General features: G+C 40.5%; 8 protein-coding genes and 1 pseudogene. 1 reads left to right on the top strand and 8 read right to left on the bottom strand.

Annotated features, from left to right (window positions below; genetic code table 11):
• Positions 1 to 128: 128 nt before the first annotated feature.
• Positions 129 to 245, bottom strand: a pseudogene (locus A7967_RS23750) (endonuclease III); the annotation flags it as partial.
• A 99-nt stretch (positions 246 to 344) separates the two neighbouring features.
• Between A7967_RS23750 and A7967_RS22610 the strand changes: the two are divergent.
• Complete coding sequence (locus A7967_RS22610) at positions 345 to 4,142, top strand: SIR2 family protein (protein ID WP_082916357.1); 3,798 nt, start codon at positions 345 to 347, stop codon at positions 4,140 to 4,142.
• A gap of 103 nt (positions 4,143 to 4,245) precedes the next feature.
• Here A7967_RS22610 and nth read toward each other — a convergent pair whose 3' ends face one another.
• From nth to rsxA, 7 genes are read right to left on the bottom strand one after another with little or no spacing between them, the layout of a single operon-like run.
• Positions 4,246 to 4,881 (bottom strand): endonuclease III, encoded by a 636-nt coding sequence (nth, locus tag A7967_RS20790; RefSeq protein WP_064436060.1) that lies wholly within the window; start codon positions 4,879 to 4,881, stop codon positions 4,246 to 4,248.
• A 36-nt stretch (positions 4,882 to 4,917) separates the two neighbouring features.
• A complete protein-coding gene (locus A7967_RS20785) occupies positions 4,918 to 5,628 on the bottom strand; it encodes an electron transport complex subunit E (protein ID WP_054455005.1) in 711 nt (236 codons plus the stop codon).
• Positions 5,625 to 6,263: an electron transport complex subunit RsxG gene (gene rsxG, locus A7967_RS20780; RefSeq protein WP_064436059.1), complete on the bottom strand. Its 639-nt coding sequence runs from the start codon at positions 6,261 to 6,263 to the stop codon at positions 5,625 to 5,627. The genes A7967_RS20785 and rsxG overlap by 4 nt, the downstream gene beginning before the upstream one ends.
• Positions 6,260 to 7,318: an electron transport complex subunit RsxD gene (gene rsxD, locus A7967_RS20775; protein WP_054455009.1), complete on the bottom strand. Its 1,059-nt coding sequence runs from the start codon at positions 7,316 to 7,318 to the stop codon at positions 6,260 to 6,262. Before rsxD ends, rsxG begins: the two co-directional genes overlap by 4 nt.
• Positions 7,315 to 9,870, bottom strand: a complete 2,556-nt coding sequence (gene rsxC, locus A7967_RS20770; RefSeq protein ID WP_064436058.1) for an electron transport complex subunit RsxC — start codon at positions 9,868 to 9,870, stop codon at positions 7,315 to 7,317. The genes rsxD and rsxC overlap by 4 nt, the downstream gene beginning before the upstream one ends.
• A gap of 8 nt (positions 9,871 to 9,878) precedes the next feature.
• Positions 9,879 to 10,433: an electron transport complex subunit RsxB gene (rsxB, locus tag A7967_RS20765; protein WP_054205711.1), complete on the bottom strand. Its 555-nt coding sequence runs from the start codon at positions 10,431 to 10,433 to the stop codon at positions 9,879 to 9,881.
• Between the two features lies 1 nt (position 10,434).
• Complete coding sequence (gene rsxA, locus A7967_RS20760) at positions 10,435 to 11,016, bottom strand: electron transport complex subunit RsxA (protein WP_054205712.1); 582 nt, start codon at positions 11,014 to 11,016, stop codon at positions 10,435 to 10,437.
• Positions 11,017 to 11,572: the final 556 nt, after the last annotated feature.

The following is an 11,572-nucleotide window of genomic DNA, read 5'->3' as shown; positions in this document are numbered from 1 at the left end:
TCTTCGATAATGTTACGCCACTGCTCAAGGCTACGTGTTTTTCTCATGGCTATCTCCTAATTGAAATTCAGAAATAGCTTAATCGGTTTGACGAATTACTGGCAGGTGCACTTTGCTAGACGCTTACGGACTACCTTTTCAAGCTTTTGCTCAACGGCTACTACATCTTTACCCATGGCGAGTTTAGTTCGGTTAGATACGCGAAAAATATGTGTGTCTACCGCGATTACGGGCCAGCCGAGAGATAAGCAAGGTAGTTGTCAGGTTGAAAGTATAATAGCACTTGAATTTCCCTGCTTTTCAGTGGCATAGTGCCTAAAGCAATAAAATAATATGGATTTTTCATGGCAGAACTTTTAATTCCCCAATCTTTAAAAAAATACTTAGCTAGCAATGACGTTATTCCTTTAATTGGTGCAGGTGTTTCTATGTCTGTCGAAAACAAAGATGGGAGTAGGGCTTTTCCATCTTGGCCTGAACTACTTAATTTTGCAGCAGAAAGATTGGAAGATGAAGAGTTATTAGATGATAGTCATCTAGTAAAATTGCTTGTGAAGAAAGAAAAGCTCCAACAAGCTGCACAAGAAGCTCAAGAGCAATTGTCAGGCAGGCGCTGGTATGATTTTATGCAATCCCAATTTGTAATAGATTTCACTCAATTGGACGATAGCTGTAAGGCGTTACCACAAGCAATTTGGCAATTAAGTAACAGGCTTGTAACCTTAAATTATGACAAGGTATTAGAATGGGCACATACAGAATCAGTTAATGTTTGTGCTTTTGATAACGAAAATACAAATCGACTTGCAGAATTTTCACGTAATGGCTCCCAAGAAATGCTTTGGCATTTGCATGGTAAAATCGAAAATCCTAAGCATATGGTGCTTACTCCACAATCATATAATCGGTTATACCAAGAAGATGCAGAAGAACATTATCAGGCTGCGCTTACCAAGTTCAAAGAGCTGTTAAGCAACAAGATTATTCTTTTTATTGGTTGTTCACTTGATGACGCAGAGCTATTGGCTGCAATAGTAAAACAAAATAAATTGTTTGATAATAATACTGGTCCTCATTATGCGCTAGTAAGAGAAAGTGATAAGCAGGCAATTGATGCTAAATTGACTGGCATCCCAGTTAATACAATTACTTTTAGTGACTTTGGTCAACCGTTAATTGATGCTGTACATCAATTGGTTGAATGCAAAAATCAACAAGAACAGCAACCAAAAGAATCAATTCAACCACTTAAGGAAGAACCAAATAAGCACGATAAAATTGGTCTATTTACAGCCTCACCTTTAGATAAACCAATAGATGATTCGGATATCATCGCAAAACTTAAAAAGTTTAAATATCCTATTTCGCAACAAGCTTTTACTGAAAGTAACTTAATGGAGGCTGATGATTATTCCATTTTATTTTTATTAGCCAAAACAACGAGTAGTGGGTTGTTGATTGAAGACGACAACGCTTGTAGTGATTACTTAGCAATTGATGAACTAGAAAGTAGCTTACCAATTAATGCTAAAATAACAGTGTTGATCACAGATAAACTATTGAATGAGCAAGAACTAGGGCAAGTTAAGTTTCCATTACTGGTTTTTCCTCTGTTAAATCAACAAGGCAAAGATCTTAAAGCTCTTGATAAATTAGCGCATCAACTATTTAAAAGGCCGGATGTTAAACACTTCATTGATAAAAGTGATGTTCAATCTGTGCATATTAGCGGTGAGTTATTAGCATCTCTGAAACCAGAAAACCGTCAGCATTGGCATAAGTATCAACCATTACTACCTAAAGGTATTAATACAAGTGAATTGCAAGGCTTTACAGGGCGTTTATCTGATTTAGCGGATATCAGCCAAAAGCTTGCTAAAGCAGCCAACAAACAAAGGTTATTAACAATTAAAGGCAGTGGTGGCTTAGGTAAAACAACAATAGCAAAAAAAGTGGCATTGGAATTAGCGAATCGCGGGCATTTTGATGCAGGTGTGAATTTTATTGATTGTGAACATATCTCAAGTAGCAATCAGCTTGAAATACACATCGGCAGTGCCTTTAACTTACGTGCCGCTGAAGATTTATTTGGTCACTTAGCAAAACATCATGATCAGCGACAGCGTTTACTGATTTTTGATAACTTAGAAAGTTTATTGTATTTAAAACAAGCGGATAAAAGCCTAAACAAGCAAGAAGTAGAACAAGTTAGGTTATTGTTATCGCAAACACTAATGTATGCAAATGTGTTGGTGACCTCAAGAGAAAGCATTAATACAGAGTGGGAAGATGTGTTGCCATTTCGGCAAATGGAGTCTGAAGAAGCGTTAGCATTATTTAATCGCCTAACTAAAAACGGTTATCGCAGTGATAAAGATCAAGAGTTTGCGCGTAGAAAGATTTTAGAGCCACTTCTTAATAATAACCCGTTAGCCATTAAGTTAATTTGTGACGGTATGCCAGCGGGTAAAAACTTAAAAGAGTTAAAGCAAGAGTTAGAAGACGACTTTTTTGATAAGGTTAAAGAAGAAGACTTAACTTTAATGTTTGACGATGAAGTTGATATGAATATTAATCGTCAAGAGTCTCTTTATGTTTCTATTCTTTATTCTTATGATTCATTGCAAGAGCATCAGAAGCGCACATTGGAATCCTTCTCGTTATTTCCTGACGGAATAGACCTAGATACGTTTAAACGTTTAATAACAGAAAGTAAGAGGAGGGATAGAAACGAAGAGGCAAATAAATTGAAAAAGCCGATTAGTGATAAAGATATTGCCGTACTTACAAATAAATCATTAGTTGAAGCTTACGGTGGGTTTTATTCATTACAGTCGGTTATTCAACGTTTTGCTCGCTTTCAGTTTGAACAACATACGTTAGAAAAAGATAAGCTTGAATTATTTAAACAAGCGTTTAGTTATAATCAACAAGTTATGGAGTTTATTCGGGAACTTGATAAAACTAATAAAAAATCTAATCTAATATTTTCATCTCTTTTTAATAATTTAATAGCCGCGCTTAGTTACGGCATTGAGGGCAATGTAATAAAAAGTGAAGATGAAGTAGAAGATTACTTTGAGATGGTTGATAACATTTGTGATTTTTCAATTGATTTAAATCTAGGCTCTGAATTATTAGCTGCCTTCGAAGCAATTAATATTGAAGGGCTTACAACAAAAAGTAATGAAGCCCAGGTAATAACCGCATGGAAACTCATTAAGCTTAGAGTGAGTTTTTATAACGGTGACTTTGATGCTGGTTATGAGCAATTAAAATCTTTAATTACAATTGAGTCGTTATCGGCTATTTCAGGAAAATATGAGAGAGGTCGAGTACTTGAAATAATTGTTTTTAATATCGCAACAGATCTATATGAGATGGAAGGTTATGTGCTTGATAGGATTGTTCATAGCATAAAGATGAATTCATATAAGTACATCGTTTTGGGGGCGTCGGATGTTCAAGTTGCAATGAATGTTGAACCCTTAATGAGCCTTGTTAAACCAAACTTACATTATTATGAGGCACAATGTTATTTATATGGTGCAATCGATCTAAATCAACTAAATCATTTCATTGATGATTTACATGAAAATGAGCATAGAGCAAGGGTGCAGTTAACTTATCTTAAATCTCGTGAAACTTATGTGAGCTATGAAACTATAGATAAGTTGGTTAGCGTTAACCCTTATACCCGAGGTTTAAAAAAGTTGATGTATGCTTTTTCATGCGAGCATGAGCTGTTGTCTGAGCTAGAACATAATGAGCTGAATGAGAATATAATTCGGTATTACCAATCAGCATTACCAGACTTAAGCCATATTAAGTTTTATTATGTGCAAGCTCTTTATTTTTATGCTCGATTTTTACAAAAAGCTGATAGTTTAGATTTCGAAACTATTTATGAGCAAGGGTTGGGGTTAACTAAAAGGCATCATTATCGATATTGGCAACACAGATTTTTATTATTAAAACAACCCAACTTAGGACGTTATAAACCAGATGATTATCCACTACCTGGAAACCCTGATATTTCGTCATTAGTTGAAAAGCAAGCTAAGTGGATAAAACGAACTTATGGTACAAGCTTGAATCCATTCAATCAGGGCAACACTGAGTTGAAAGCGCTTCCAAGTTAAATCTTTCAATATTATTTTTTTGATGGGGGAGTTTTATAATTCTCCCTGATAAGTTTTAATTAAGCAGTAGAGTAAGCTTAAATTAGATATTAATTAGTGTGACTTAAATTTCAGTCTTATCTTTAAACTCACACAAGTCTTCAATAATACAGCTGCCGCACTTAGGCTTACGCGCCACGCAAGTATAACGACCATGTAAAATGAGCCAGTGGTGTACATCGACTTTGAATTCTTTGGGGATCACTTTTTCGAGCTTTTGCTCAACCGCTACAACGTCTTTACCCATGGCGAGTTTGGTACGGTTAGATACACGAAAAATATGTGTGTCTACCGCTATTACGGGCCAGCCGAAGGCGGTGTTGAGCACTACATTTGCAGTTTTACGGCCAACGCCGGGTAGGGCTTCTAGGGCTTCGCGATTTTCAGGCACAATACTATTATGTTGATTGACGAGAATTTCACACATTTTATAAACGTTGGCGGCTTTTGAATTAAATAAACCGATAGTTTTAATGTAATCACGCAGTGTATCGTGACCTAAATCTAAAATAGCTTGTGGTGTATTGGCAACCGGAAACAGCTTACGTGTGGCTTTATTTACGCCCACATCGGTTGCTTGCGCTGATAGCGTTACTGCAACAAGTAGCTCAAACGGGCTTGAATATTCAAGCTCGGTTTCTGGATGTGGGTTATCGTCGCGCAGGCGCGTGAGTATTTGGTGACGTTTTTCTTTATTCATGCAACTTAAACGCATTATAAAATAATGCGCTTCCCCTTAAGTTAAACTGGTGACCCTTGCTCGCGGCCCTTTTTCAGGCTCTGGTGGAGCAACTTGCTTTGATTTTATTTGTGCGTCAATCACATTTTTAGCGGCGATCAGTAAACCTAAGCCTAAAAATGCGCCGGGTGGTAAAATAGCTAACAAAAATTGGTTATCAAAACTAAAAATTTCAATACGTAAAACGGATGCCCATGGGCCAAGTAATAAATCAGCACCATCAAATAGAGTGCCTTGGCCGATTAATTCACGCATGGCGCCTAAAACAACTAGCACAACCATAAACCCTAAGCCCATCATTAGGCCGTCAAACGCTGATAAATGCACAGGATTTTTAGAGGCATACGCTTCAGCGCGGCCAATGATGGCGCAGTTAGTGACAATCAATGGGATGAAGATCCCCAATGACTGATACAAACCAAATGTGTATGCGTTCATTAATAATTGAATAATCGTTACAAATGCAGCAATGATCATCACAAAAACAGGGATACGAATATCTTTTGGTACCCAATTTCTCACGGCTGAAATAGTAACGTTTGAGCCCACAAGTACCAGTAATGTGGCTAAGCCAAGCCCTAGCGCATTGGTAATTGTGGAGGTGACTGCCAGTAATGGGCATAAACCGAGAAGTTGAACGAGAGCGGGGTTGTTTTTCCACATGCCTTCGTTGATTAGTTCTTTTAACGGGTTATTTGTTTGACTCATAGTTGACCTGCCAAGCATGCGTTTTCTGCCGCAAAAACGTCATCAAAGTGTTGTTGAGCGAATAGCACTGCGTCTTTCACTGAACCTACAACGGCGCGAGGGGTGATGGTAGCGCCTGTAAACTGGTCGAAGTTACCACCGTCTTTTTTTACGGCCCAACGGTTATCGTCGGTGCTTAACACTGTTTGGTCTTTGAAAACGGTGATCCACGGTGATTTTCTAAGTTCTATTTTATCCCCTAAACCGGGCGTTTCTTCATGCTTTGTTACACGCACGCCTGCGATTTCACCATTGGCAAATACCGCGGTTAATAAATCTATATTTCCGCTATAACCCTTAGGCGTAACGTGGCGCATAACGAGTGCAATGTTTTGGCCATTTTTACGCGCGCGATACACGGTTTGCGAGTCACGTGCGCTGAGTAAATCATTCTCGATTAGTGCACAATCTTCGTAGAGGGCATTATCATATAAGTGGGCATCAAGCACTTCTTGCAGTTGTGATGAGAGCTGTTTGCGCTCTTGCTCTGCAATGCTGTCCTTGGTTAAGCTAAAAATAGTGGCTACTGCACCTGTAGTTAACAGTGCAAACAAGGCTAAAATGGCGCCATTTTTTCCCATCGATGATAAAATCATTTATTTACCCCGTGTCCGTAAGTGCGTGGTTGGGTGTAGTAATCAATTAATGGTACCGCCATATTAAGCAGTAATACGGCAAACGCCATGGCATCAGGAAAACCACCAAAAGTACGAATTAAATACACCAATAAACCAATAAATGCGCCGTAAATTAAACGCCCGCGATTTGTTGTGGCGGCCGATACGGGATCAGTTGCAATAAAAAAAGCCCCCATCATTGTCGCACCACTAAATAAATGAAATACCACTCCAGGCTCGGTGCCAGGGGATGCGATATAACCTATCGCACTGCATACGCTAAGCATGGCAATTATACCAACTGGAATATGCCAATTAATTATTTTTGCTTTAATTAGGTATAAACCACCGACTAAGAAACCAAGGTTAACCCATCCCCAACCAAGGCCTGTCCATTGGTTGAATAGTGGGTTTTGCATACTCTCTGACACGGTTAATCCGTGAGCTACGTCGGTTTTTATCGTATCAAGCGGTGTGGCCATTGTTACGCCATCAACGCCAACACGCATCTGATCTAGGCTGAAACCACTGCTCGTAAAACCATTAAAAATCAGTGCTAGCTGTTGGCTTAAGTCGATTGATTTACCAAGTAATTCGTTAACGGGGAGCCAGCTTGTCATTTGCACAGGGAAAGAGATAAGCAATAGCACATACGCAGCCATAGCGGGGTTAAATAAATTAAAACCAAGGCCACCATAAAGCTGTTTGACAATAACGATAGCGAAAAAGCAACCTATTACAATTACCCACCATGGGGCTAATGGCGGAATGCTTAGGGCTAACAACACGCCAGTTAACCATGCACTACCATCACTAAGTGCAGGCCAAATAGCGCGCTTGCGAATACGCATAATGATAGCTTCACACACACTGACGGTCACTAACGCTAAAATAAGTTGAATTAAGACACCAGTACCAAAAAAATACAGTTGGGCAATAAGTCCAGGAATGCAGGCTAAAATCACTGTGAGCATTAATCTGCTGAGTGATTTATGGCTGTGGCTATGGGGCGAGCTGGCCATAGTTAGCTTCATGACTTATCACTTCCTTCTTTTAGTAGTTTTTTTGCTTTAGCACGCGCAATGGCGGCAGCTACAGCGGCTTTTTTCTTCTCTTGAGCTGTTAATTCAGGTTTTTCTTTTACGGGTGCTTGAGCTTCTATATTTTGCTCGAATGTTGCGGATGTTTCACTTGTCTCAGTTTGAGGATTTGCCTCATCAGCTTGCTCCTTCGCGGCTTTTTTAGCTTTAGCACGTGCAATGGCAGCAGCTATTGCCGCTTTTTTATCATCCACTGGTGTATTTTCTACTGTTTCTTCTTCAGTATTTACCTTTTCTGATGCAGCGAGTTGCTCAGCTTGCGCGGCTTTTTTAGCTTTAGCACGCGCAATGGCAGCAGCTATTGCCGCTTTTTTATCATCCACTGGTGTATTTTCTATTGTCGCTTCTTCAGTATTTACCTTTTCTGATGCAGCGAGTTGCTCAGCTTGCGCTGCTTTTTTAGCTTTAGCACGCGCAATGGCGGCGGCCACTGCCGCTTTTTTGTCATCCGCTGGTGTGTTTTCTACTGTCGTTTCTTCAGTATTATTATTCTTTGATGCAGCGAGTTGCTCTGCTTGTGCGGCTTTTTTTGCTTTAGCACGCGCAATGGCAGCAGCTACAGCTGCTTTTTTATCATCAACTGGAGCATCCTCGGTCGTTGTTGATGCATCAGCTTGCGCGGCTTTTTTAGCTTTAGCGCGCGCAATGGCGGCAGCTACAGCCGCTTTTTTGTCATCAACAAGGGCATCCCCGGTAGTTGTTGATGCATCAGCTTGTGCGGCTTTTTTAGCTTTAGCGCGCGCAATGGCGGCAGCCACAGCAGACTTTTTGTCATCAACAGGGGCATCTGAATGTGTAGCCTCATTAGTATCAGCAGCGGCTTTTTGTTCTTTATAAAGACGCGCTTGCTCTTTACGTGCGGCACGCTCTTTTGCTACTTCGCTATTATCAGGCTCTAGCTGATCGCCTTGTTTTTTTGCTTTAGCGCGAGCAATTGCTGCGGCAACAGCCGATTTTTCATCGTCTTTTGCGGGCTTATTACTTACGCGAGCTAACGCATCGGCTATCTTTTGTTTTTCATCGGCTGATTTTTCGGTGGCAGGTTTACGCTTATGACGGTTTTTTCGGGCTTCTTGTTCGCGTTCTAATCGGGCATTACGCAATTCAAAACGTACTTTTGCGCGTTCAGCTTTAATTTGCTCTTCTTGTTTTTCTTTAATTTCAGCTTTTGCAACGCGATAGTATTGAACAAGAGGGATCTCACTTGGGCAAACATAGGCGCATGCGCCACATTCAATACAGTCAAATAAGTTATGCTCTTTTAACTTGTCGTACTCTTGAGATTTAGCAAACCACTGCAATTGTTGAGGCAATAAAGAGGCAGGGCAAGCATCTGCACATGCGCTGCAGCGAATACAGGCTTTTTCAGGGCCGGGCTCTGCAAGTTCATTATGATCAGGGGCTAAAATACAGTTGGTCGTTTTGACTACACCAATACGCACGGTGGGTAATGTAAACCCCATCATTGGGCCACCCATTACAACACGTTGCTGTGGTACAGGTGAGAAACCTTGGCAGTCGAGTAAGTGTTTTATCTCTGTGCCCAAGAGTGCCCAGACATTGCCGGGCTTATGAATCGTATTACCTGTTACGGTGATCACGCGTTCTATAAGTGGCTTACCTTCATAAACGGCTTGATTAATCGCGAATAAAGTACCCACATTTTGTACGAGCACGCCAATATCAGCAGGGATCCCACCGCTAGGTACTTCTTTGTTTGTGAGCAACTTAATCAGCTGTTTTTCGCCGCCTGACGGATAAATAGTCGGCACAGTCTGAACAATGATGTTATCAGCGTGCTGTGCGGCTTTTTTCATCGCTGCAATTGCATCGGGTTTATTATCTTCGATGCCAACAATAGTAAGGGTTGGAGTGAGTAATTGCTGCATCACTTCAATTCCGTTAATGATCCCTTGTGCGTGTTCTTGCATAAGTAGATCGTCAGCGGTTATATAAGGTTCACATTCAACAGCATTGACAACTAAATATTCAATGGCCTTTCTACTATCGGCTTTGATGTAAGTAGGAAAACCAGCTCCCCCCATACCAGCAATACCACTTTGATGAATGATATCTATAAGTTGTTCATGCGATAATTTACTCGGATCGGAAGCTACATGCAGCTCACACCAGGTATCTTCGCCATCTGGTATTATAATTACACTGAGTTCTGGCAGTGCAGAAGGGTGCGCAGATGGGGCGTGGCAAATATCTTCTATCACGCCTGATGTAGGTGCATGAACAGGTACTGACCAATTAGCGATAGGTTGTGTAAGCGCTTGTCCTTTTAATACGCGTTGGCCTTTTTCAACTATAAGTTGTCCATTGGCACCAATATGTTGCTTAAGAGGCACAACAAGTTTATCGGGCAGGGGTAGGCGAGTAATAGGCTGTGTGCTAGACAGTGTTTTTTGCCCAGGTGGGTGGATCCCACCTGGAAATGGCCACACTTTACCTTTTTTTATTTGATTTAGTAATTGTTCCATGTGGCTTCCTAATCTACCTGCGTGATTTCAATTGTATTTAACTGCCATTTCCAATTTTGCTTAGTTTGCTCAATGGGTAGCATATCAATACAGTCTACAGGGCAGGGTTCAACACACAGGTCGCAACCAGTACATTCATCAATAAGCACTGTATGCATTTGGCGTGTAGCACCAACAATGGCATCTACAGGGCAGGCTTGAATACACTTTGTGCAACCAATACATTCATCCTCACGAATATAGGCAACAGTTTTAACCGGCTCAGCTTGTTCGCCGCCAGCTAATGGTTTGGCTTCAACACCCATTAAATCAGCTAGTTTTTTTACTGTTGACTCACCACCGGGAGGGCATTTATTAATCTCGTCACCGTTGGCGATAGCTTCAGCATAAGGACGGCAACCCGGGTAGCCACACTGACCACACTGGGTTTGCGGTAAAATAGTGTCAATTTGTTCTACAATAGGGTTACTTTGTACACGAAAGCGCACAGCGGCAAACCCTAATATCAACCCAAAGATGAGCGCAAGTGAACCAAGCGCAATTAATGCATAAAACAAGGTCATGTTAAAATTTCACTAATCCTGTAAAGCCCATAAAGGCCATAGACATCAAACCAGCTGTGATCATGGCAATTGATGCGCCTTTAAAAGGGGTAGGTACGTCTGCAGCAGCCAAACGTTCACGCAGTGCTGCGAATAAAACAAGTACCATAGAAAAGCCAACGGCAGCACCAAAGCCATATACCGCTGATTGTAAAAATGAGTGATCTTCTTTGATGTTTAGCAAGGCAACACCCAATACCGCACAGTTGGTGGTGATCAAAGGTAAAAATATACCGAGTAAGCGATAAAGTGTCGGGCTGGTTTTTCTAACGACCATTTCAGTAAATTGAACGACCACAGCAATGACTAAAATAAAGCTCATAGTACGCAAAAAGGTAATATCAAGCGGGATCAAAATATATTGATTGACTAAATAGCTTGTTACCGAGGCAAGAGTTAATACAAAAGTGGTTGCAAGTGACATGCCTATAGCGGTATCTAGCTTGCCAGATACCCCCATAAATGGGCATAAACCTAAAAACTGTACTAATACAAAGTTATTAACCAACACAGTGCCGATCAACAGCAAGACATATTCTGTCATGTTCGCCTCAAGCTATAATAAACGTCGACATTATCCTTTTTTATTGGCTGTTTAACAACACGTAGAAGGCAAATATACAAAACCAATGCAATATATAATTTCATACCATAGTTATTCATACAATGAGCATGTTCCTATACAGGTTATACCAATCGACTTAAATATTTAACCATTCTAGCGGGCTAAATAAAGCGCTAACAGCGTTAGTAATTTTTCATGTACGAATGCATGGATGCAGGAGTTAGAGCAATGCAGGAGCAATTGCCGAGAACAACACCATGTCAAAATTTCTGCCTTGTTATCACTGTATTTACTTGTCGCTATAAGTGGTCAGTAACTTAATACGATTGGCATTAATTGCTCTGGGATTATTAATTACTCATATAACAGTTGCATATGATAATTATGATATACCCAAGCCATCTCAAGATGCAGACTTCAGCGTTTCACAGGTGTTTAATATCAAGGCGTTACTTTGCAACAATGGCAGTCCCTTTTAAGAAGTAACAACGCTGAGAGTAAGCGCCTGTGAAACGCCCAACGGGTTGGTTTAAAA

Source organism: Pseudoalteromonas neustonica (assembly GCF_001653135.1).
In the GTDB taxonomy this organism is placed as follows: domain Bacteria; phylum Pseudomonadota; class Gammaproteobacteria; order Enterobacterales; family Alteromonadaceae; genus Pseudoalteromonas; species Pseudoalteromonas neustonica.
Note: the sequence above shows the minus strand (reverse complement) of the source record. Positions and strands in the feature narration are given on the sequence as shown.

Bases quoted from the DNA above. Each gene is read 5' to 3' on its own strand.
- A7967_RS20785 (WP_054455005.1), bottom strand. From the start codon at position 5,628: ATGAGTCAAACAAATAACCCGTTAAAAGAACTAATCAACGAAGGCATG.
- A7967_RS22610 (WP_082916357.1), top strand. From the start codon at position 345: ATGGCAGAACTTTTAATTCCCCAATCTTTAAAAAAATACTTAGCTAGC.
- rsxG (WP_064436059.1), bottom strand. From the start codon at position 6,263: ATGATTTTATCATCGATGGGAAAAAATGGCGCCATTTTAGCCTTGTTT.
- rsxB (WP_054205711.1), bottom strand. From the start codon at position 10,433: ATGACCTTGTTTTATGCATTAATTGCGCTTGGTTCACTTGCGCTCATC.
- rsxA (WP_054205712.1), bottom strand. From the start codon at position 11,016: ATGACAGAATATGTCTTGCTGTTGATCGGCACTGTGTTGGTTAATAAC.
- rsxC (WP_064436058.1), bottom strand. From the start codon at position 9,870: ATGGAACAATTACTAAATCAAATAAAAAAAGGTAAAGTGTGGCCATTT.
- nth (WP_064436060.1), bottom strand. From the start codon at position 4,881: ATGAATAAAGAAAAACGTCACCAAATACTCACGCGCCTGCGCGACGAT.
- rsxD (WP_054455009.1), bottom strand. From the start codon at position 7,318: ATGAAGCTAACTATGGCCAGCTCGCCCCATAGCCACAGCCATAAATCA.